Genomic DNA, 21,164 nt, shown 5'->3' with positions numbered 1-21,164 from the left:
TTAATACAATGATTGGCTGTGCGTGAATAAATCTAGGAGTGATCTCATGAATCGAAAAGAAGTGGTGGATAAAGTGGATGAGCTTATAGACACCTACTGTAACGACTGCTTACTGAAAGCACACTTTCGCAAAGAGTATGGTAAAACGTATGCTCACCGCTTTTGTATAGAACAATGCACCATCGGGGAACAAATCCGTCAATACGGAGAATATCTGAATAAGAACAACGCCTATCAAAAATAAAGGGCAGCCATTTTAGGGGCTGCCCTTCATCATGTTGATCTATTGTTTTGTACGATTATAATTTGACTACGTTTGCAGCTTGTGGTCCGCGATTTCCTTCAACAACATCGAAAGAAACTTCTTGACCTTCTTCTAATGATTTGAATCCTTCACCTTGAATCGCTGAGAAGTGAACGAATACGTCGTCTCCACCTTCAACTTCAATGAATCCAAAACCTTTTTCATTGTTGAACCATTTTACTTTACCATTTTGCATGTTAGAATCCTCCTAAATCGTTCAAGCACGGTTGTGCCTCTGGAAAATAGTTTTCACGAAATGAATGATGATTATGACAGATATATAAGCCATAATCATCGGGTCACTTCAATGATGTCTTAACTATACAATATGACGTTTTTCGAGTCAACATTCGTCCAATTTAGAAAGGAATCAGTTGACTGTGGAGAGATGACGGTGAACGAGTGAGTGATTTGGCGTTCGGGGTCCGGGTTGTATTCATCCTGTAGTTATAGTAAACTTTTAATGATATTTATGGGAATTTGGAGGGTAAAAAATGCCTACACCAAGTATGGAAGATTATATAGAACAGATTTATATGTTAATTGAGAACAAAGGTTACGCCAGAGTTTCGGATATAGCAGAAGCTTTATCTGTCCACCCCTCCTCAGTTACCAAAATGGTTCAGAAACTTGATAAGGATGATTATCTCATTTATGAGAAATACCGAGGTCTTGTTCTCACTCCAAAGGGAAATAAGGTAGGAAAGCGTTTAGTTTACAGACACGAGCTGTTGGAACAATTCCTTCGTGTCATTGGAGTGAAGGAAGAACATATTTATGAAGATGTGGAAGGAATCGAACATCATTTAAGCTGGGATTCCATCGATCGCATTGGTGATCTCGTACAATTCTTCGAGGAAGAAAAGAGCCGGGTAGAAGGGCTGCGAACGATTCAAAATCGCAGTGAATAATGAATATATCCATTTAAAAGCCGCAAAAACATAAGAAAAGGGTAAAGGACTTTCATTTAAAATGAAAGTCCTTTTTGGATGGAGGATGCGGGAATCAAAATATAGAAGGATAGTCGTTAAAAGTTCCATCTTCGACTGCCAGACTGGATAACTCAGATTCTCCCCATTCATTCTCATTGAGTGTGACACCTTGAAGTATACCTTCAGATGCTTCCAATACGGCTTTCCGGTAGGAAATGATACGGCCGGAAGAGGTTTGGAAGCTTATAATATCTCCATGATAATTCCGTTGCACCTTGGAGATTTCTTCCATATCTATCACCTTTTCTGTTCAGACTTTACCATTAGTATGAACAAATGAGAAAGAAATCATAATGTGAACGGCAGGATAATTTTAAGTTTACATAATAATATTATGTTCAGGTTTGGATTCATTATGCCTTTATGCAGGAATTAAGGCGATGAACTGAGAATATAGAACAGTATAGAAAAAATATTGAGGTGTACATATGAAAAGTTCAGAATGGCATACAAGCGCCAAAACCCGCTGGGAAGATAATGCCGACAATTGGCATTCAAAAAGCGTCGAAATGTGGACAACTGGAAGCAGAAAAGCCGTCATCCCTTTCTTTCATGATCACGCAGGGAAAGCAAGAACCGTTGCGGATTTAGGGTGTGGCGACGGATACGGATCTTATCTGTTGTATGAAAAAGGATACTGGGTCACAGGAATGGACTTCTCAAGGAACATGATTGAACTTGCCAAGGAGCAGGAAAGGGACAATCTGTCCTTTGAACAAGGGGATCTGAATGCCCTTCCGTTCGAGGATGATCAATTTGATGCTGTGATGGCGATCAATTCGGTAGAATGGACGGAAGATCCTTTACACACATTGAATGAGATTGAACGGATAGTGAGGAAGGATGGATTTATTTGCATCGGATTATTGGGACCGACTGCTCATCCGAGGGAAAATGCCTATCCCCGTCTCCAAGGTAAAGAGGTCATCTGTAATACCATGATGCCGTGGGAATTGGAAAAGCTTGCCCATGATAAAGGATGGAAAAAGGTCGGTGAAGACTATATCTACAAAAAAGGCGTGAAACCGACGCACACAGACAATCTCTCCAATGAATTAAAGCAGGCTTTGACGTTCACGACATTATTTATGTTTCAAAAATAAACATGATCGATTCTCGTCCCGGGAGTCGATCATGTTTTACTATCCGCCATCATTCCCGTCAGGAGAGAAGCTTGAAGAGCAAAAGTGTTCATTTATAGTGTAAAATAAAGATACAATAGGAATAGACAAGCCGCGGTTACTTTAAAAATGAAGCTAAGAGGGTGAACTTCCATGACTACAATAAAGCAAAAAGTATTATCGGATATCGAGATAGCTCAACAATCCACTTTACTGCCGATCGTGGACATTGCTAAAAAGATCGGCCTGACAGAAGATGACGTGGAGCTTTATGGCAAGTACAAAGGAAAGATATCCTTTGAATCGATACATAAACTGAAAGACCATTCACCGGGGAAATTAATCCTCGTAACATCGATCAATCCAACGCCTGCAGGTGAAGGGAAGTCGACAGTGACTGTGGGACTCGGGGATGCTTTGAACCGATTGAATAAAGACACCATCATTGCCATGAGGGAGCCTTCCCTTGGGCCAACGATGGGTATCAAAGGGGGAGCGACAGGTGGCGGCTATTCACAAGTGCTTCCCATGGAGGACATCAACCTCCACTTCACTGGGGATATCCATGCCATTTCCACAGCGAATAATGCCCTGGCTGCCTTAGTGGATAATCACATTCATCAAGGTAATGAATTGAATATCGATCAAAGAAGAGTGGTATGGAAACGATCGATTGATATGAATGATCGTTCCCTTCGCCAGATCATCGTCGGTCTGGGCGGGCCAGTACAGGGGGTTCCACGGGAAGACGGCTTTGATATCTCTGTTGCGTCTGAGATCATGGCTGTTCTCTGTCTATCTCAGAGTATCGGAGAATTAAGAAAAAGACTCGGTCAGATGGTTGTCGCCTATAACCGGATCAAACAACCGGTGACCGTCGAGGATCTCGGGGTGGAAGGGGCTCTGACGTTATTACTGAAGGATGCACTAAAGCCTAATCTCGTCCAGACGATCGAGCATTCCCCTGCTCTTATCCACGGAGGTCCATTTGCCAATATAGCTCACGGCTGCAATAGTGTCATGGCGACAAAGACAGCTTTGAAGCTTGCTGATTATGTAGTAACAGAATCCGGGTTCGGGGCAGATTTAGGAGCCGAAAAATTTCTGAATATCAAGTCCCGTGCTGCAGGTAAATCTCCAGATGCCGTTGTACTGGTTGCCACCATCCGTGCGTTAAAAATGCATGGTGGCCAGTCGAAAGAGGACCTTCAAATAGAAAATCTTCCGGCCCTGGAAAAAGGATTGTCCAATCTGAAGAAGCATATGGAGACACTGGAGCAATTCAATGTGCCATTTGTCATTGCCATCAACAAGTTCAAAACAGACAGTGACCATGAAATTCAAGCCTTGATCAAGTGGTGTGAAAACCAGAATAAAAAGGTTTCATTAACGGATGTATGGGCTAAAGGCGGAGAAGGTGGTATCGATTTAGCACAGAAGGTCTTAGAGGAGATCGAAGGGAATAAAAAAGAATTCTCCCCCCTTTATGAACTGTCAGATTCCCTGCAGGTGAAAATCGAAACCATAGCCAAAAAAGTATACGGGGCAAGTGGAGTGGAGTACACGGTCAAAGCGAGAAAGCAGTTGGAAGAGTTTGAAACACGTGGCTGGGGCGTTCTCCCGATCTGTATGGCCAAGACGCAGTACTCCCTTTCTGATGACCCGGCAAAACTCGGCCGTCCGGAGAATTTCACCATCACGATACGCGAACTGAAACCAAAGATCGGAGCAGGCTTCATCGTTGCGTTGACGGGTGAAGTCATGACGATGCCGGGACTGCCGAAAAAACCTGCTGCCTTCGGAATGGATGTAGATGAAGACGGCAGGGCAATCGGACTGTTTTAACGAAGAAGAAGGGAAAGGAGGGCAAAGATGTTTGACCCGACAGCATTTGATAACTTAAAGGTAATCTTTGAAGGAGCAGTCTACGATCTTGACTTGACAGGGGATATTCAGATACTTGATCGGAAGGATTTGTTTGATTTTGCTCATTATGAGCGGTGTTATCAAATCCATTATTCACTCCCATACGAAAAATCGCTTTCAATCGAGTTTCATCTGAAGGCGGATATGGGGCATTTCCTGGCAGAAAGAAAGATGATGACTGAAAAGAATACGGCTGGAGCGGACATTCTTATCGTCTATAAAGGTGATGAAAAACTTCATCGTCATATGGAGATCCTGGAAGAAGCCTGGGGGAAGGATAAACATTGGGAGTGGCAAGAAGTGAAGTCCTCCATTAAACCGATCTCATATAAAGGGATTTTAACCTTCAACCGGGTGATTACGGAGGAAATGGTCGATGATGTGTTACAGATGATATCGTTCTCTGTAGATACACTGAAACAACTGAAGCGAAAGGACTTCTAGTCCTAAGTTGAGCTCATATAAATAGAAAAAAGGGGAATTTTTCATGAGAATAGCATGGGTAACGGATAGTACTGCATTTGTTCCAAATCAATCGGAGAGTGGGGAAAACGACATCTATGTAGTTCCGATGAGCATCCTGTTCGGGGAGAAGGAGTATATGGACGGCATTGACCTGTCCCCTGAAGAATTGTTCTCTAAATTAAGGAACGAAAAGGTGGAAGTGAAAACCTCTCAGCCTTCAATCGGCAGGTTTAAGGAATTATTTGAACAACTGTCAAGGGACTATGACTATATCTTCTCCATCCATGTTTCGTCTCATTTCAGCGGTACCTTTTCGTCTGCTTATCAGGCAGCGGAACTACTGAAGGACACCACTCCAAATATTAGCTGCATCGATTCGAAAATACTTTCCAACCCGTTGACAGAATTGATTCAGTACGGTAAACGTTTATCGGAGGAAGGTAATGATCCCCTTGGGATAAAAGAGGCGATTGAAGAAAGAATCAACTCCTGTGAGACGTATGTGATGGTAGGAAGCCTCGAGCAGCTGCATAAAAGCGGAAGGATGGGCGGCCTATCATTCTTCCTGGGGAGCGTGCTGAAGATAAAGCCCATGCTTTCCATTGAAGATGGTAAGCTTAAAGTGGAAGACAAGGTAAGAAGCATAAAAAAAGGCTTAAGCAGCATGAGCCACCAGTTGGATCTAGCTCTTGGAAATAGGAGAATAGGGAAAGTATCTGTATTACACGGTTTAAATCGGGAAGATGCTTTGGAATGGATGGAACAGCTGAGGCAAGCTTATCCGGAAATAGAATTTGGGGCCTATCCCCTCGGGGCAGTGATCGGTGTACATGCTGGTGAAAACACAATTGGTATAAGCTGGTTTTCAGAAAGTAAATGAAAAAATCAAAGAAGGAGTGATGTGTAGAGTCGGGCATCCACTCCTTTTTATTCTGAAAGTAGAACATCATTTGGTACAATGGAAGAGAAGGTGGAAATGTGGAGCGTAAAGAGCTGGACCAAGTAATAGACTATTTAAAACAAGAATACATAGGTGAATCAACCGGACATGATTGGTATCATTTAGATCGTGTGAGAAAACAGGCTCTTAGAATCGCGAGGGAAGAGCAGGTTTCCCATACATATATCATTGAGCTTGCGGCACTGCTTCATGATGTGCCGGACGAGAAATTCGTAGGTGAAGAAGAAGGAAAAAAGAAGCTGGATGATATCCTAATGAATCTCACACTCAATGAAGAAGACTTGACGTTACTGAAATCGATCATCTATTCCATCTCATATAAAGGTGGTCATGAAGCGGAATTGACTGCGATCGAAGCGAAAATCGTCAGGGACGCCGATCGCCTTGATGCCATCGGGGCGATCGGCATCGCCAGGACATTTGCTTATGGGGGCAGGAAAGGCAGAGAGATGTATAATCCTGGTTTTCAAGTGAGGGAACATATGACCGTAGAGGAATACAGAAATGGGGATAGCTCCAGCATCCATCATTTTCACGAGAAATTACTGAAGTTGAAAGATTTAATGTGTACAGAAACCGGCAGGATTTTGGCAGAAGAACGCCATGAATTCATGATGCGGTTTCTAGAGCAATTCAATAAAGAATGGACTGGTCAAGAATGAGAATGTTAACAGCTGAGAATCTTTCCAAAACATATGGGGAGAAGACTCTGTTTAAAGAAATATCCTTTTCCATTACGGAGAAGGAAAGAGTCGGACTGATCGGAGTGAACGGTACAGGTAAATCAAGTCTGTTGAAACTGATAGCCGGAATGGAGGATTATGATACCGGTGAGCTTTCAAAGCCAAACGACTATCATATTGCCTACCTTCAACAGGAACCTGCATTTGATGGGGAATTAACCGTGCTTCAACAAGTATTCAGCGGAGAAGCGAAGATCATCCAGGCTATGAGAAACTATGAAACGGTGCTCATGGAGATGGAGAAGAACCCGGAAAGTCCAAGGGTCCAAGATCAATTATTTGAAGCACAAAAGCAAATGGATCTTCTCAATGCCTGGGATGCAAGTGCCAATGCAAAAGCCATCTTAACGAAACTCGGCATCCATGATTTCGGGAAGAAAATGAATGAATTATCCGGTGGCCAAAAGAAGCGGGTTGCCCTGGCGGGGGTCCTCATTGAAACTCCGGACCTGCTTATATTGGATGAACCGACCAACCATTTGGATTACCAGTCCATCAAGTGGCTGGAGGACTATTTGGGGAAATATAACGGATCGGTTTTACTCGTTACACATGACCGGTACTTCCTTGATAAAGTGACAAATCGAATATTTGAATTGGATGGAGGCAGCCTCTATGCCTATAAAGGGAATTATGCTTCCTTTATTGAAGCGAAAGCTTCACGTGAAGAAGTGGAACGCCAATTATCCGAAAAACAGCAAAATCTTTACCGGAGAGAGCTTGCATGGATGAGAAGGGGAGCAAAAGCCCGGACCACGAAACAAAAAGCCCGTATCCAGCGATTTGAACACCTCGAAGATACCATGTCATCCGGTCCGTCCAATGGACAAGTCGATATGGCGATTGGAGGAAATCGTTTAGGCAAGCAGGTGTATGAGTTCAAAGGCGCTTCAAAACAATTTGAAGACAAGCGGATTTTAAATGAATTCTCTTTTCTGATCAAGCCTAAAGACCGGATCGGGATAGTAGGAAAAAACGGAAGCGGAAAATCAACCTTCCTCAATCTCCTTGCAGGAACCGATGAGCTGACAAAAGGAGAATTGATCAAAGGACAGACCGTCAAGATCGCCTACTATACCCAGGGTCATGAAGAACTGGATGAAAATATGAGAATGATTGAATATATAAGAGAAGCGGGAGAGTATATAACGACAGATAAGGGGGAACAAGTTTCCGTTACATCCATGCTCGAGAGATTCCTTTTTCCAATGAGCACCCATGGAACGTTGATCCGAAAGCTGTCTGGCGGTGAAAAACGAAGGCTCTTCCTGTTAAAACTATTAATGTCAAAACCCAACGTCCTGCTGCTGGATGAGCCTACCAACGATTTAGACACAGAAACCCTGACAGTGCTTGAAGATTATATCAATGAATTTTCCGGTGTCGTAATCACGGTTTCCCATGACCGCTACTTCCTGGATAAGACAGCAGATCAGTTGTTAATATTCAATGGTGATGGACAGATCGATTTCTATTACGGGGAATATACTGAGTATCTGGAGAAGAGTGAAGCTTTAAATAAGAAGCAGCCGACAGATTCAACGAAAGAACCCGTCCCTGTTAAAGAAGTGAAGGAGAAAGAGAAAAAAAGGCTCTCTTATATGGAAAAAAGAGAGTGGGATGAAATTGAAGATAAGATGGCAGGAATTGAAGCAAAAATAGAAGAAGCGGATGCCGAGCTCCAAAAAGTCGGCAGCAACTTCGAACGGGCACAAGAGTTGATGAAGGAAAGCGAACAGCTGAACGAAGAACTGGAAAGACTCATTGAGAGGTGGACCTATCTCTCTGAATTTGCCGAATAAGTCTCTTTCTTTAAGGCAACAAGGATACTGTGTTAAGATGGAAACGAACAGTTTAGAGAAAGGGGTAACAGTCTTGAGGATTTTATCAATTGAACCTACTCCAAGTCCGAATACGATGAAAGTTCTTCTCGATCAGGAAATGAAGGTCGGGAAGAGCAACAACTATAAAAAAGATGAAGCGGAGGGGGCTCCTCCCGTCATCAAAGAGATCCTGGCCATCGAAGGTGTGAAAGGGGTTTACCATGTTGCCGATTTCCTGGCCGTCGAACGGAATGCTAAATTCGATTGGCAAGAGCTTTTGCCACAGGTGAGAAAGGCTTTCGGTGAAGATGCAGCCGATGAGAAAACGGAATCCCCTATGGAGGAACATTTCGGTGAAGTGAATGTCAGTGTGCAGATGTTCAAAGGAATTCCGATGCAAGTAAAGGTGACAGATGGGGAACAAGAAAAGCGTTTTTCCCTGCCTTCTTCATTCCTTGAAGCGATCGGTCAGGCCCAAAAAGAGGGGGATAATGTCGTCCTTCTTAGAAAGTGGAAAGATTACGGCATCCGGTACGGTGATCTGGATGAGATCGGCAGCGACGTGAGTGAAGAATTAGTGGCAGCCTATCCTTCTGAAAGACTTTCCGGGCTTATCGCGGAAGCAGAGGAAACAACAGATGCCAAGGGACCACTCATTTATAAGAAAAAGCAAAAGGTGACCGTCGAAGATTTTGAATCGCCGGAATGGGAAACCAGGTATCAGAAACTGGATGCGATGGAGGACCCTACATTGGGTGACTTACCTCTCCTTCAAAAAGCCCTTGAGGACGAGAAAGTATCGATCCGCAGATTAGCCGTTGTGTACCTTGGAATGATTGAAGATGAAAGAGTCCTTCCATTGCTGTACAAAGGATTGCATGATAGGTCCGTAACAGTGAGAAGGACGGCGGGTGACTGTCTTTCTGATCTGGGCTTTCAAGCGGCCATTCCTGAAATGGTTGCAGCCTTGAAGGATAAGAGTAAACTGGTTAGATGGCGCGCGGCCATGTTCCTTTACGAAGTCGGTGATGAATCTGCCCTCCCTGGTTTAAAAGAGGCAGAAAACGACCCTGAATTTGAAGTGAAACTTCAGGTGAAAATGGCCATTGAACGAATCGAAGGCGGCGAAGAGGCAAAAGGATCGGTTTGGAAACAGATGACAGAAGCACGTCACCAATAAAAAGGAAAGGATTGATTATGCATGTCTATGGCATATGAAGAATATATGAGACAGTTGGTTACGCCGATGAGGCAGGAATTGACACAAGCAGGCTTTAAAGAGCTTGGTACAGAAGAGGAAGTAGAGGATTACATGGAAAACACAGAAGGAACGACCCTTGTCGTCGTTAACTCTGTTTGCGGATGTGCAGCTGGACTTGCACGTCCCGCTGCCACTCAATCCGTCATGCATAACGATAAGACCCCTGACCAACTTGTCACGGTATTTGCAGGACAGGACAAAGAAGCGACTGCCAAGATGAGAGAATACTTCGACGGTTACGAACCTTCTTCACCGTCCATGGCTCTACTAAAAGGAAAAAAGGTCGTGCACTTTATCCCCAGGGAAGAAATTGAAGATCACGACATTTCTTCCATTATTTCAAATCTGGTGAGTGCATTTAACGAAAACTGTTAACAGACCATCATAAAAGAGCGGATGACAGAGTCATCCGCTCTTTGTTTGTGGTAGGATAATGAAAAGATGATAGAAAAATGAATATCCAAAGGAGAATCACTAACGTGTTTGTCACCACTTGTGGAAGAACCAATCAGAACGTAATAGATAAAGCGCATGAGGCGGCCGATCTCCTTTCAATACCGTATATCCCGAGGAAAAAAAGATCGATCCGTCACCATATGGAAAAAGCTGATGGTGACTGCCTTGTCATCGGGAAAGAACGGCTTGAGCTTCATACGCGGGAAGGGAAGGGCGAGCCATTCTTTTTCCATCCAAATTCAGCATCCTTCCGAATCAAGAGGCTTATGAGGGGGGAAAAAGATCCACTCATCGAAGCGGCAGACCTTGAGGAAGGCATGAGCTTTCTCGACTGCACCCTTGGACTTGCTTCAGACAGCATCATTGCGAGCCATATCGTAGGGGAAGAAGGGTCGGTAACAGGGATTGAAGCGAATAAATTCATTGCCCATATCGTTCATCAAGGACTGCAGGAATGGAACTCCCCGCTTTCTGCGTTAAATCGGGCCATGAAACGTATAAACGTCCTGAATGGGCATTTTGACCAAGAACTAAAGAAATTCAGGGATGATGCATTCGACGTCGTTTACATTGATCCCATGTTTGAAGAAGCATTGACCGACTCACATGGAATTAATCCCATCAGACAGTGGGCAAGCTATACCGGGGTTACAAAAGAAGGAATAAAAGAAGCGAAACGAGTGGCCAAGAAGCGGGTCGTACTAAAAGAACACTATCAATCACCCCTATTCGAAGAAATGGGCTTTGAAGTCATAAAAAGGCCATCAGCCAAATTCCATTTTGGCGTCATCCGGTTATAAAGGGCTTTGATTGCATAGATTGCTGGGATTATTATGCAGAATGTGATTTGTAATCTGTAACAGTGATAAACGTATGCTTGGACAGTTGATTGTAGCGGAAGGTGCTCGACTCCTGCGGGAAATGCTGGACAGGTGAGACCCCACAGGGCTTTTGAGTTGCCCCCCTATTGTTGGACACCCCAACCAACAATAGGAGGTGCCAGCACGTATGGCCAAGTTTACTCAAGAATCTAAACTGAAAGCTGCTAAACGTTATCTTAATGAACTCGTTAGTTATCGAGATCTTGCCAATCAAGTGGGGGTTGATCAATCTGTTCTGCGCTATTGGGTGATGTTAGTTCGTCACCACGGGGACCAAGCCTTTACCTTTCCCTATACAAACTATCCTTCTGCCTTTAAACTGAGGGTAATTCAATTTATTACGGAGAAGAATTGCTCCATTCGAGAGGCATCAGCCATTTTTCATATCCCAGACCCCTGTATGGTTCGTAGGTGGGTGAAAAAGTGGGAAAGAGCTGGAGAAGATGCCTTCGGATCATTAGAAATGAGGCCTTCTACAATGACATCTAACCATAAGAATAAGAAGATCAAAGATAACTCTTCTAACCAAACGATGGAAGATATGAAAAAAGAACTGGAATACCTACGTATGGAGAATGCGTATTTAAAAAAGCTAAACACCTTAGTTCAGGAAGAACCATCACCAACGAAATCAAAGCGAAAGTAGTATTTGAACTAAGGAACGAATTCCCGGTGACTAGAATGATAAAAGTAGCTAAGCTTCCTAAAAGTACTTACTATCACATCACAAAAAAATTAGACCAACCAGATCCTGATCGTAAATGGAAAAGAAGAATTAATTTCATCTACCATAGACACTCAGGACGTCTTGGGTACCGTCGCATTACGGACGTTCTTCAAGAAAAAGGTCACGATATTAACAAAAAGAAAGTTCTTCGGATCATGAGAGAATTGGGCCTTAAATGCATTGTGCGAATGAAAAAATATAAATCCTACAAAGGGAAAGTTGGCAAAGTGGCTCCCAACATCCTAAATCGTAATTTTAGAGCCGATAAACCTAATCAAAAATGGGTGACAGACGTAACGGAGTTCAAACTGTTCGGTCAAAAGCTCTATCTGTCCCCCATTCTAGACCTATTTAACGGAGAGATCATTACCTATACGCTCCAATCAAGGCCGACATTTGACTTGGTCGAGAAGATGTTAGAACAAGGATTAAAACATGTAAATGAAGGCGATGAGCTCTTAATCCATTCAGATCAAGGGTGGCATTATCAAATGGCTCAGTACCGAAGGACACTGAAAAAACATAACATCACCCAAAGTATGTCTCGTAAAGGAAACTGTTACGACAACTCGGTCATGGAGAACTTTTTTGGGATAATGAAGTCTGAGTTCCTTTACTTACAGGAATTTGATAGTATCGAGCACTTTAAAGAAGAACTGAAAGAATACATGTATTACTACAATCACCTGAGAATCAAATCAAGGTTAAAACGAAAAAGTCCGGTAGCTTATCGAGTAAGTACTGAATTAGCTGCTTAGAAATTTAAGTGTCCAACATTATGGGGCCAGTGCATTTAGCCCGAGGAGGCTCACCGCCAGCCCCGCGGAAAGCGAGCACCTGGAGCGGAAATCAACCACTTCTCGCTCCAATTAAACGCAGCAATGAATTACGGAAATAGCCAATAAAATAGACAGGCATCCATCGCCTGTCTAATCCCATAATATTAATCAGTGAATCCCAGTACAATAAAATAACCTAACAGAAGTATGTATCCGATGTTGATCATAATTCCAGTATCCATCTAGTTATCCTCCTTACAAAGTATCCTCATTAATATACTACCACATAAAGATTTTTATATCCTACAAAAAAATGAAACCTTTTTCACTTTTTACTCGTAAGAAGTAGTATAATAATAGACGTAATACATAGGAAAGGACGTTATCTATGTCGATCTGGCTCAAGAAATCGTTTTTTATCTTACTATCCATCCTGACATTTGGACTTGTTTCACCATCACAGGCCTTCCTGAATGAAGAAAATCATGCCCTTGCCAAAAATAATGGCAAGCCTTCCACGGTGGAATCGACTCCAGAGGAAACTAGGGAAGAAGAGTTAGCCCTAACCCATGATGGTTTCATCGAATCGATGCTGGTACAAGCAGAAAAAAATGCATATGAAAAATTCGGGACCAAGATCAAGCCTGTCATAGAGGATGAATTCAGATCGTTGATCCTTCCAAAGATTGAAAAGGCAATAGCGGATACAGCAGCAGAGTTTCCGGAAGAAGACTTAACGTCCCTTACCATTTCAGAAGTACCTCAATATGCTAAAACAGAAAAGATCTTTCATATTTATGACGAGCGTTCGGGTGAAGATATCATTCGTTTTCATGTAAGAAAAGACCATCCACCAAAAGATGGCTATTATTTCAACTTTCACTACCATACGGTGCACGATAACTTCCAGGCCCACCATGAACTGGGAAGCATTTTTTGGGACAAAAACACCCCACCTCAATGGATGAGCGTGTCCTGATTTACCATATATCAAAAGAAAAAAGCAAGCACGGTGATGAACGTGCTTGTTTTTTTGCTCATTTTAAGAAATGGAAATAATACTCTCTGAAATCGGGTCTATCATTATGGTAAAATAGTAATAATTGTATCATTGTCGGATCATAAGAAAAAGGAGGGATCAATGTGAAACGTACCTTCATCATCCTTCTGAATATAATCACTCTTGTCATTCTCTGGACCCATACAAATGCTACTTACGATGGTACCCTCTTAAAACACTCACCCCTTAAAACACAGCTAAATCTTCAATCCAGTGAGCAACTGGAAAATATGATCCTCTTACCAGAGTCAACGTTTGATCAAGAAGAGGCCGGTGCTATGATCAAACGACTGGATCATATTCCGACCTCGCTCTTGGAGTCCGCCGAATCGCAGAATATCAAGATTCGATTATTCCAAACCAAGTTAACCGATTTTTCTACCACAAGTCACTTGAAAGGAGTCACCCCGAGAGGGTACACTAATAAAAGTATCACGTGGGATGATGTCCCTGGAATAGGTGGTTCCAAGCTTGTACTGGTAAAGATCGGTCATAGCGGGAAAGGAAAAGGGCACAACTCATATAATCTGGAACTTCATGAGTTCGCCCATAGCATTGATCGGTACGTGTTGACGGATCTATATTATGAGCTGGAATTCCTACCCCTTTGGAAAAGGGAAGCACCCCGGGTTTTCCCGGGTGAAGAATATTTCATTCAATACAAAGAAGAATATTTTGCAGAAACATTTGCGATGTACTATTTGAATCCCGAAACTAGGAATCTACTGAAAGAAAAGGCACCCGCAACATATCGATTTTTTAAAGAACTATAAACTAGTAAAAGGTGTGGTCACTGTGAAGCAGTATTTAGACTTGTGCAAACATGTACTGGAAAATGGGACAAAGAAAGAGGACCGGACGGGGACGGGTACGATCAGTACGTTCGGTTACCAGATGCGTTTTGACTTACAGGAGGGATTCCCTCTTCTTACAACGAAGAAATTGCATGTCAAATCCATCATCCATGAACTGCTTTGGTTTTTAAAAGGGGATACCAACGTAGCCTATCTACAGGAAAACGGAGTCCGTATCTGGAATGAATGGGCAGATGAGAATGGTGAATTGGGACCTGTATACGGGCATCAGTGGAGATCTTGGTCAGGTGCAGACGGTGAAACGATCGATCAGATCACAAACCTCATCGAAACGATCAAACATAATCCTGACTCCAGAAGGATGATCGTCAGCGCATGGAATGTCGCCGATGTGGATCACATGGCTTTACCTCCTTGTCACTGCCTTTTCCAATTCTACGTGGCAGATGGTAAGTTATCCTGTCAGTTATATCAACGATCTGCCGATGTATTCCTTGGTGTTCCTTTTAATATTGCCTCATATGCTCTTTTAACGATGATGGTTGCACAGGCTTGTGATCTAGAAGCAGGTGAATTCGTCCATACATTCGGAGATGTGCATATCTATCAAAATCATATAGATCAAGTGAACTTACAGCTTTCAAGAGAGCCTAAATCGTTGCCGAAGCTTGTAATCAATCCTGAAGTGAAGGACATATTCCAATTCACTTTCGAAGATTTCAAACTGGAAGGATACGATCCCCATCCGCATATCAAAGGAGTCGTGAGTGTATGATCTCGTTTATTTGGGCGATGGATCAGAATCAGCTGATCGGGAAAGATAATGGATTGCCTTGGAGACTGCCTGAGGATCTGAAATTCTTTAAAAAAACGACGAACGGACATTCCATCGTCATGGGGAGAAAGACATTCGATTCCATCGGTAAGCCGCTGCCAAATCGTGAAAATGTCATTTTGACCAGAAATACAGCATTTCAACAAGAAGGCTGCCTTGTGATGCATTCTGTTGAAGAAATTCTGGAGTGGTCTAAAGAAAATGGCGGAGAAATCTTTATCATGGGTGGAAGAGAAATATATAAACAGTTCATCCCCCATGTAGAAAGACTATATGTCACACAGATCCATCATGAATTTGAAGGGGATACGACCATGCCGGCCATTCCATGGGAAGAATTCACTTGTATCTCATCAGAAAAGGGTGTAAGGGACGAAAAGAATCCTTACGACTATGAATTCAGGATCTATGAAAGAAAATAGATGATCTTCCGGTGGAAGCTCAGATCATAATGGGCTTCCCCTTTTTTTATTCTCCTGACGAATCGTATCCTGTATAATAGATAAGGAAAATCAAGGAGGATCATACTGTGTTCAGAATGGTGTATGTGTTGATCTATATGGGGCTATATCTTCTATATAGCATCCCGACACTTCAAAAGGTAAAAAGACTGGATAGGGATATGTCAGTCGAGGAACGGGACGGGATCGTTCATGATCTACCTAAAAGGTGGTCCAGAGGTATCATGAAACGGACCGGAAGCAATGTACATATTAAGGGGCAGGAGGCGCTTCCTGCGGGGCCGGTCCTGTTTGTAGCCAATCATTCAGGGGATTTTGACGTTCCTGTCCTGTTAGGTTCCATTCCAAAGCCTTTTGGATTTATTTCAAAAATGGAAGTGAAGAAATTGCCGATCATAAGCGGTTGGATGGAAATGATTTCATGCATTTTCATTGATCGGAAGAATCGGAGACAGGCCGTGCTGTCGATCCGTGAAGGTGGTATGGTTCTGAAAAATGGGCACTCCCTTTTAATTTTTCCTGAGGGTACCAGAAACAAGGGTGGAGCGTTGAAGGAATTTAAGACAGGAGGGATCCGGATGGCGAAGGATGCCGCCGTCCCGATCGTCCCGGTCGTCATACAGGGGACGGCCGACATGTTTGAAAAACAAAGACACGGCATCAAGCCCTGCGACATATATGTCGAAGTCCTTCCCTCCCTTTCTTCCGCGTATATAGCGGATAAAGACGTAAAGGAGTTATCAATCGAGGTTCAAGGAATCATACAGGCTGCCTTGGACGAAATGAGAATCGCAGCATAATAAAAAAGGTCCAGCCAGACGCTGGACCTTTTTATCCATTGGAATGATGAATTTACACATAGAACAATATACAGAAATACATAAAACCGCTGCCGGCAAGGACGAACAGGTGCCAGATGGCGTGATTATAAGGAAGCTTGTTCCACACGTAGAAGATGGCACCAACGGAGTACATGATCCCTCCTGTTAAGAGAAGTCCGAATCCTGCACCTGTTAAACTGGCATAAAGTGGTTTAATCGCAATGATCACGAGCCAGCCCATCACAAGATAGAATAGGGTGGATACCACTTGGTAGCGTTGAACAAAATAACACTTGAACACGATCCCCACTATGGCAAGACCCCATACAATTCCAAATAACGTCCATCCTAATGCGCCTCTCACACTGACAAGCATAAATGGCGTATACGTTCCTGCAATCAGCACATAAATGGCCGAATGATCCAATATCGCAAATAAATTTTTCACCTTAGAAGGCTTAAAGCTGTGCAAGAGTGTCGAAAATAAGTAAAGAAGTATCATCGAAGCTCCGAATATCGAGAAGCTGACGATATGCCAGGCAGACCCTTCGTGAACGGCAAAAATGATTAACATCACTAATGCCGGAATGCTGAGAATCAATCCGATACCATGGGTGATGGCGTTCGCAACTTCTTCTTTCCAATTTGAAAAATCGAAATCATATGTCAAGGTGGTTTCATCCTTTCTACGATCGTCAAATTGATCGCTTAACGAGTCTCATGTATTCATGATAATCCTCTTTAAGCTATTGTGCAATCATCAACATAGTAAAGGAGTAAAGTGTTATGGTTGGATTCGAGTGCGGAATGATGTATATTCCTAAGTAAAGAAACGATGATGAGGTGCCAAATATGTGCGGTAGATTTTCTTTGACGACCCCCTTGGAAGAATTGGTAAAACTCTATTTGATTGATGAATTTCTTGAAGACTGGCAGCCGAGATACAATATCGCTCCATCCCAGAACGTCCTTTCCCTTATTTCTCATAAGGGGAAGAGGAGGGCAGGTGAAATCAAATGGGGGCTTGTTCCCCATTGGGCTGACGCTTCTAAGTGGAAGCCATTGATCAATGCCCGTAGTGAAACGCTCCTTGTCAAACCCAGTTTTAAATCCCTTGTGCATTCAAGAAGGATGGTGATCTTTGCTGACGGTTTTTATGAATGGAAGAAGGAGGAATCAGGGAGGATTCCGATAAGGTTCAAATTGAAAGAAGAACAGCCATTTGTTTTTGCCGGATTATGGGACAGGAATGGGGAGGTCACCACATCGACCATTCTGACAACCGAAGCCAATTCTCTGGTTGAAGATGTACATGAAAGAATGCCTGTGATGCTAACAAACAGTGAAGATATTGAGAAATGGCTCAACACTGATGAATATTCCTTTGATCAGGCTGCATCCGTATTAAAGCCACTCCCACGTGAAATGATGGAGGGTTACCGGGTGTCCACCTACGTGAACTCTCCTAAACATGACACCTCTGAATGCATTGTTCCGGTATCATCTGTAGGATAAAAAATTTTCATACTTTTGCATGGTTTGACATTTTATGCGGACGTAAATAGGGTATAATATAGGCATAAACGGGTGAAAAAGAGGATTGATACTTTGCTTACCAAAACCATCGAGTTCAAATCAAAGTATGGACGGAAGGTCAAAATCTCAGAAGTTCCTGTATTGAAGAAAGACAGCCCTCTCTACCTAAGGGTAAATCTCAGGCTGCATCAATTTATCACGAAAGTGATGAATCATCATGGGCCTAAGACCATCTTCAGCTTTAGAGAACATTTAAAGAGAACGACGAAATGGTCAGAGTACGAAGAAATTTATCAATCAGAAGAGTTAAAGAATAATGCATAAGTTTTGCGGGGTTCTGATCCTAAAGGCATAGATATGCCCATGGATCAGACCTTTTTATATGACTTCCATTCTGTTAGGGGCTTATCCCGGCATTTATATATCGATCCATGTCCAATCAGTTAAATGCTTACTATCTATTTAAATCCTCAGCGATTAACGATATAATACTAATGATATGGGAGATAGGATGTGGCAAAATTGACCAAAATTAAGATTGTAACAGATTCGACAGTTGATTTATCTGATGAAGTCGTAAAAGAATTGGATATTCATGTGGTTCCTCTGTCCATTTCAATTGATGGAGAAACATACTTAGATAGAGTAGATCTTTCACCTCTGAGCTTCTTAGAAAAAATGAAGGCCTCGAAAGAATTACCAAAAAGTTCTCAACCGCCTGCAGGGTCATTTGTTGAACTGTATGATGAATTAGGTAACGATGGATCACGCGTTTTATCCATACATATGACCGGTAATATGAGTGGGACCGTTCGATCGGCAGAGTCTGCTGCGGAAATGTCTTCAGCAGATGTGACGGTAGTAGATTCCCGTTTCATTTCAAAAGGCTTGGCCTTCCAGGTGATTGAAGCCGCCAAACTTGCTCAAGAAGGAAAGTCTATGGATGAAATCCTTGAAGCCATCGAAGAGATCCGTTCCAACACCAAGTTGTTTGTCGTGGTGGATACCCTTGAAAACCTTGTAAAGGGTGGGAGAATCGGGAAAGGGCGCGCCATGATCGGTTCCCTGCTCAATATCAAGCCGATTGCATCACTGGAAGGAGCAGAGTATACTCCGGTTGCAAAGGTTCGAAGTCACTCACAGGTAGTGAAGTATTTAACGGCACAATTTGTGGAAGATGTGAAAGGAAAGACCATAAGGGGAGTTGGACTCGTCCATGCGGATGGGATGAATCTCGCTCAAAACCTGAAAGCCAAGATCATAGAGAAAACAGGATACGATCAAATCGAAATCGCACCGACAACGCCTATCATCAGTACACATACAGGTATCGGGGCCATCGGTTTCATGTATTACACAGACTAATGAAAAAAGACGAAGGGGAATTGATCCTTTCGTCTTTTTTTTGGATGAAAAAGACAGCAGGTAAACCTGCTGCCTGTTATCATGATGGCATCGGAGTCGGGGTGGGCTTTGCGTAGCCTTCTTTATATTGTTCATCAATGAATGTTCTGATTTGCTTGATGGATTCGCCATTTTTATATTTTACGATGGATTCAGCTGCGATTTTCAAGCAAAGCTCACATCTGGTACCGTGGTCGTCCCACACCACTTTGTCCCCCTCCGTTTTATAAACAAAGCAATTCAGGTTGCTTTCGTGCCCGGCTGAATCCCCGCACCCGCAATAACAAGGAATATATTTTAGGAGATCAGGGTTTTTAGCTGCCGAGGAATAGATGAGTCTCATATTGTCATCCTTATCGTCAAGAAATGAGGGAAGGGTGTCGACAGAAGCGGTTTCTTCCCTGATGTCCCCGTTTGCCGCAGTATGGTCCTTATGAGGATCTTCATTCTGATCACTTGAACAACCGGCAAGTAATCCTAATAAACCAATCAAACATGTGAAATACAAAAAGAGATTTTTCTTCATTCCAATCACCTTTCATTTTAGATATATAGTTATTGTAGCATGGTAACCATCACGGGTTCGTCCATGTTATGGTTGATTTTATGAATATTCTTGCCACCTCATAACTACAATCAACATATCATAGAAATATAATAGGCAAGAAAGGCTCAGATAGAATCTTGAACGACAGCATTTCCTCCTTATTAGAGGATGTTTGATGAAGGGAAGTGTATGTGCTTGTCTGATAAAAAAAAAGTCTTGGTGATTTCAGATTTTGGAATCGATGATATCGTCGCAGTACTGTATGCTTACTATAGCGATACGATTGAAGTTGTTGGGATTGTTTCGGACTATGGGAATGTTTCCAGAGAATCCGCATTGAAAAATGTAAAATACCTGCAAAGCATTACGGGGATAACCGATATCCCGGTTATTGGTGGTGCAGTCTCTGCCTTGACGGGTACCCGGCCGAATTTCTATCCGGAAGTTCATGGGGTGGCTGGACTCGGGCCGATCGTCCCGGATGAAATGGCATTCGACCCTTCCGACATAAGTGAAAATTTCTATGAAATCAAGGAACTCATCAATCAATACGCAGGAGAACTCTATATTTACTCTGCCGGCAGATTGACCTCATTAGCCACTGCTTTCATCTTGTACCCGGAAACGATGAAGAAAGTCAAAGAATTTTATGTGATGGGTGGGGCTTTCAATGTTCCTGGGAATGTCACCCCGACCGCAGAAGCCAATTTCTATGGAGATCCTTATGCCGCGAATATCCTGATTCAGCTTGCCCCGAAGAAAATTCACCTCATACCTTTGGATGTTACAATGTATGCACTCATAACTCCCCTAATGATCGATCAACTACACGAATTTTATCTGAAATCAAATGATAAAGTTGGCCAGATCATTAAACCAATGGTTGATTATTATTACGGGTTTTATAAGAAGACGTATCCGGATATTACTGGAAGTCCCCTTCATGATCTAGTGGCCATGTGGGCCCTTGCCGATGGAGGGAAGATGATATTCGAGGAAGTCCCGATACGGGTGGCCGTCAATACCGGTTGTACTTTTGGTCAAAGCGTCGGGGATTTCAGGAAGTCAACGGATAAGGAACCATGGCGTGTTCATAAAATTGCAAAACAATTCCATTACGGACAATTTATAAAGGAAGTTTTTTCTACTTTACAATCAGGACCGAGCCGTCAGGATTGGCGATGACCGATGGATGAGTGTATTAATGTTTTACAGGTGAAGAACCGTGATATAATAATTAAAAGAG

General features: G+C 42.8%; 25 protein-coding genes. 21 read left to right on the top strand and 4 right to left on the bottom strand.

Annotated features, from left to right (window positions below):
• The first annotated feature begins 46 nt into the window (after positions 1 to 46).
• Positions 47 to 244 (top strand): zinc-finger domain-containing protein, encoded by a 198-nt coding sequence (locus M1J35_RS16010; protein ID WP_224519674.1) that lies wholly within the window; start codon positions 47 to 49, stop codon positions 242 to 244.
• Positions 245 to 299: 55 nt separating this feature from the next.
• Here the strand turns inward: M1J35_RS16010 and cspD are convergent, their stop codons facing one another.
• Entirely contained in the window at positions 300 to 500 is a 201-nt protein-coding gene (cspD, locus tag M1J35_RS16005) for a cold-shock protein CspD (protein ID WP_034758543.1), read from the bottom strand.
• Positions 501 to 798: 298 nt separating this feature from the next.
• Here cspD and mntR point away from each other — a divergent pair, with 298 nt between their 5' ends.
• A complete protein-coding gene (mntR, locus tag M1J35_RS16000; RefSeq protein WP_034758545.1) occupies positions 799 to 1,215 on the top strand; it encodes a transcriptional regulator MntR in 417 nt (138 codons plus the stop codon).
• 94 nt (positions 1,216 to 1,309) lie between these two features.
• Here the strand turns inward: mntR and M1J35_RS15995 are convergent, their stop codons facing one another.
• A complete protein-coding gene (locus tag M1J35_RS15995; RefSeq protein WP_254651722.1) occupies positions 1,310 to 1,528 on the bottom strand; it encodes a DUF3892 domain-containing protein in 219 nt (72 codons plus the stop codon).
• 196 nt (positions 1,529 to 1,724) lie between these two features.
• Between M1J35_RS15995 and M1J35_RS15990 the strand changes: the two genes are divergently transcribed.
• The 15 genes from M1J35_RS15990 (at position 1,725) to M1J35_RS15920 (ending at position 16,410) form a co-directional block, all read left to right on the top strand.
• Positions 1,725 to 2,399, top strand: a complete 675-nt coding sequence (locus M1J35_RS15990; RefSeq protein WP_254651721.1) for a class I SAM-dependent methyltransferase — start codon at positions 1,725 to 1,727, stop codon at positions 2,397 to 2,399.
• Between the two features lie 171 nt (positions 2,400 to 2,570).
• The gene (locus M1J35_RS15985) at positions 2,571 to 4,262 is read left to right on the top strand and encodes a formate--tetrahydrofolate ligase (RefSeq protein WP_254651720.1); all 1,692 of its coding nucleotides are present in this window, start codon (positions 2,571 to 2,573) and stop codon (positions 4,260 to 4,262) included.
• Positions 4,263 to 4,289: 27 nt separating this feature from the next.
• Entirely contained in the window at positions 4,290 to 4,787 is a 498-nt protein-coding gene (locus M1J35_RS15980; RefSeq protein ID WP_254651719.1) for a hypothetical protein, read from the top strand.
• A 43-nt stretch (positions 4,788 to 4,830) separates the two neighbouring features.
• Complete coding sequence (locus tag M1J35_RS15975) at positions 4,831 to 5,688, top strand: DegV family protein (RefSeq protein WP_229592464.1); 858 nt, start codon at positions 4,831 to 4,833, stop codon at positions 5,686 to 5,688.
• Positions 5,689 to 5,786: 98 nt separating this feature from the next.
• Positions 5,787 to 6,431, top strand: coding sequence for an HD domain-containing protein (locus M1J35_RS15970; RefSeq protein WP_254651718.1), 645 nt, complete (start codon positions 5,787 to 5,789; stop codon positions 6,429 to 6,431).
• Complete coding sequence (locus M1J35_RS15965) at positions 6,428 to 8,314, top strand: ABC-F family ATP-binding cassette domain-containing protein (protein ID WP_254653781.1); 1,887 nt, start codon at positions 6,428 to 6,430, stop codon at positions 8,312 to 8,314. Before M1J35_RS15970 ends, M1J35_RS15965 begins: the two co-directional genes overlap by 4 nt.
• A 73-nt stretch (positions 8,315 to 8,387) precedes the next feature.
• The gene (locus tag M1J35_RS15960) at positions 8,388 to 9,515 is read left to right on the top strand and encodes a conserved virulence factor C family protein (RefSeq protein ID WP_254651717.1); all 1,128 of its coding nucleotides are present in this window, start codon (positions 8,388 to 8,390) and stop codon (positions 9,513 to 9,515) included.
• Positions 9,516 to 9,536: 21 nt separating this feature from the next.
• On the top strand, positions 9,537 to 9,971 hold the full coding sequence (locus M1J35_RS15955) for a BrxA/BrxB family bacilliredoxin (RefSeq protein WP_254651716.1): 435 nt from the start codon (positions 9,537 to 9,539) through the stop codon (positions 9,969 to 9,971).
• A 104-nt stretch (positions 9,972 to 10,075) separates the two neighbouring features.
• Positions 10,076 to 10,852 carry a class I SAM-dependent methyltransferase gene (locus M1J35_RS15950; protein WP_254651715.1) on the top strand — a complete coding sequence of 259 codons (777 nt, stop codon included), beginning with the start codon at positions 10,076 to 10,078 and terminating at the stop codon, positions 10,850 to 10,852.
• Positions 10,853 to 11,060: 208 nt separating this feature from the next.
• A protein-coding gene (locus tag M1J35_RS15945) for an IS3 family transposase (protein WP_254651714.1) occupies positions 11,061 to 12,418 on the top strand; the annotation gives its coding sequence in 2 pieces (ribosomal slippage) (positions 11,061 to 11,526 and positions 11,526 to 12,418; 1,359 coding nt in all).
• Between the two features lie 409 nt (positions 12,419 to 12,827).
• Positions 12,828 to 13,418, top strand: a complete 591-nt coding sequence (locus tag M1J35_RS15940; protein WP_254651713.1) for a YpjP family protein — start codon at positions 12,828 to 12,830, stop codon at positions 13,416 to 13,418.
• A 164-nt stretch (positions 13,419 to 13,582) separates the two neighbouring features.
• On the top strand, positions 13,583 to 14,272 hold the full coding sequence (locus M1J35_RS15935; protein WP_254651712.1) for an anthrax toxin lethal factor-related metalloendopeptidase: 690 nt from the start codon (positions 13,583 to 13,585) through the stop codon (positions 14,270 to 14,272).
• Positions 14,273 to 14,294: 22 nt separating this feature from the next.
• Positions 14,295 to 15,089 (top strand): thymidylate synthase, encoded by a 795-nt coding sequence (locus M1J35_RS15930; RefSeq protein ID WP_254651711.1) that lies wholly within the window; start codon positions 14,295 to 14,297, stop codon positions 15,087 to 15,089.
• Complete coding sequence (locus tag M1J35_RS15925) at positions 15,086 to 15,571, top strand: dihydrofolate reductase (protein WP_254651710.1); 486 nt, start codon at positions 15,086 to 15,088, stop codon at positions 15,569 to 15,571. Before M1J35_RS15930 ends, M1J35_RS15925 begins: the two co-directional genes overlap by 4 nt.
• A 116-nt stretch (positions 15,572 to 15,687) precedes the next feature.
• Positions 15,688 to 16,410 (top strand): lysophospholipid acyltransferase family protein, encoded by a 723-nt coding sequence (locus M1J35_RS15920; protein WP_224521064.1) that lies wholly within the window; start codon positions 15,688 to 15,690, stop codon positions 16,408 to 16,410.
• A gap of 52 nt (positions 16,411 to 16,462) precedes the next feature.
• Here the strand turns inward: M1J35_RS15920 and M1J35_RS15915 are convergent, their stop codons facing one another.
• On the bottom strand, positions 16,463 to 17,101 hold the full coding sequence (locus tag M1J35_RS15915; protein WP_034758579.1) for a PAQR family membrane homeostasis protein TrhA: 639 nt from the start codon (positions 17,099 to 17,101) through the stop codon (positions 16,463 to 16,465).
• A gap of 182 nt (positions 17,102 to 17,283) precedes the next feature.
• Between M1J35_RS15915 and M1J35_RS15910 the strand changes: the two genes are divergently transcribed.
• The 3 genes from M1J35_RS15910 to M1J35_RS15900 all read left to right on the top strand — a co-directional run bounded on the left by M1J35_RS15910 (position 17,284) and on the right by M1J35_RS15900 (position 19,332).
• Entirely contained in the window at positions 17,284 to 17,946 is a 663-nt protein-coding gene (locus M1J35_RS15910; protein WP_254651709.1) for an SOS response-associated peptidase, read from the top strand.
• A gap of 93 nt (positions 17,947 to 18,039) precedes the next feature.
• Positions 18,040 to 18,291 carry a DUF2535 family protein gene (locus M1J35_RS15905; RefSeq protein ID WP_034758584.1) on the top strand — a complete coding sequence of 84 codons (252 nt, stop codon included), beginning with the start codon at positions 18,040 to 18,042 and terminating at the stop codon, positions 18,289 to 18,291.
• A 198-nt stretch (positions 18,292 to 18,489) separates the two neighbouring features.
• Entirely contained in the window at positions 18,490 to 19,332 is an 843-nt protein-coding gene (locus M1J35_RS15900; protein WP_224519691.1) for a DegV family protein, read from the top strand.
• A gap of 79 nt (positions 19,333 to 19,411) precedes the next feature.
• On the opposite strand, the gene M1J35_RS15895 is transcribed toward M1J35_RS15900, so the two are convergent.
• Positions 19,412 to 19,897, bottom strand: coding sequence for a PCYCGC motif-containing (lipo)protein (locus M1J35_RS15895; RefSeq protein WP_224519692.1), 486 nt, complete (start codon positions 19,895 to 19,897; stop codon positions 19,412 to 19,414).
• Positions 19,898 to 20,137: 240 nt separating this feature from the next.
• Here M1J35_RS15895 and M1J35_RS15890 point away from each other — a divergent pair, with 240 nt between their 5' ends.
• Positions 20,138 to 21,103 carry a nucleoside hydrolase gene (locus tag M1J35_RS15890; protein WP_254653780.1) on the top strand — a complete coding sequence of 322 codons (966 nt, stop codon included), beginning with the start codon at positions 20,138 to 20,140 and terminating at the stop codon, positions 21,101 to 21,103.
• Positions 21,104 to 21,164: the final 61 nt, after the last annotated feature.

The organism is Rossellomorea sp. KS-H15a (assembly GCF_024195245.1).
GTDB classification, from domain to species: domain Bacteria; phylum Bacillota; class Bacilli; order Bacillales; family Bacillaceae_B; genus Rossellomorea; species Rossellomorea vietnamensis.
The sequence above is the reverse complement of the archived record's forward strand: the minus strand, read 5'-3'. Positions and strand labels throughout refer to the sequence as shown.

Bases quoted from the DNA above. Each gene is read 5' to 3' on its own strand.
- M1J35_RS16010 (WP_224519674.1), top strand. From the start codon at position 47: ATGAATCGAAAAGAAGTGGTGGATAAAGTGGATGAGCTTATAGACACC.
- M1J35_RS15990 (WP_254651721.1), top strand. From the start codon at position 1,725: ATGAAAAGTTCAGAATGGCATACAAGCGCCAAAACCCGCTGGGAAGAT.
- M1J35_RS15985 (WP_254651720.1), top strand. From the start codon at position 2,571: ATGACTACAATAAAGCAAAAAGTATTATCGGATATCGAGATAGCTCAA.
- M1J35_RS15910 (WP_254651709.1), top strand. From the start codon at position 17,284: ATGTGCGGTAGATTTTCTTTGACGACCCCCTTGGAAGAATTGGTAAAA.
- M1J35_RS15940 (WP_254651713.1), top strand. From the start codon at position 12,828: ATGTCGATCTGGCTCAAGAAATCGTTTTTTATCTTACTATCCATCCTG.
- M1J35_RS15975 (WP_229592464.1), top strand. From the start codon at position 4,831: ATGAGAATAGCATGGGTAACGGATAGTACTGCATTTGTTCCAAATCAA.
- M1J35_RS15980 (WP_254651719.1), top strand. From the start codon at position 4,290: ATGTTTGACCCGACAGCATTTGATAACTTAAAGGTAATCTTTGAAGGA.
- M1J35_RS15925 (WP_254651710.1), top strand. From the start codon at position 15,086: ATGATCTCGTTTATTTGGGCGATGGATCAGAATCAGCTGATCGGGAAA.
- M1J35_RS15920 (WP_224521064.1), top strand. From the start codon at position 15,688: ATGGTGTATGTGTTGATCTATATGGGGCTATATCTTCTATATAGCATC.
- mntR (WP_034758545.1), top strand. From the start codon at position 799: ATGCCTACACCAAGTATGGAAGATTATATAGAACAGATTTATATGTTA.
- cspD (WP_034758543.1), bottom strand. From the start codon at position 500: ATGCAAAATGGTAAAGTAAAATGGTTCAACAATGAAAAAGGTTTTGGA.
- M1J35_RS15995 (WP_254651722.1), bottom strand. From the start codon at position 1,528: ATGGAAGAAATCTCCAAGGTGCAACGGAATTATCATGGAGATATTATA.
- M1J35_RS15895 (WP_224519692.1), bottom strand. From the start codon at position 19,897: ATGAAGAAAAATCTCTTTTTGTATTTCACATGTTTGATTGGTTTATTA.
- M1J35_RS15955 (WP_254651716.1), top strand. From the start codon at position 9,537: ATGTCTATGGCATATGAAGAATATATGAGACAGTTGGTTACGCCGATG.
- M1J35_RS15965 (WP_254653781.1), top strand. From the start codon at position 6,428: ATGAGAATGTTAACAGCTGAGAATCTTTCCAAAACATATGGGGAGAAG.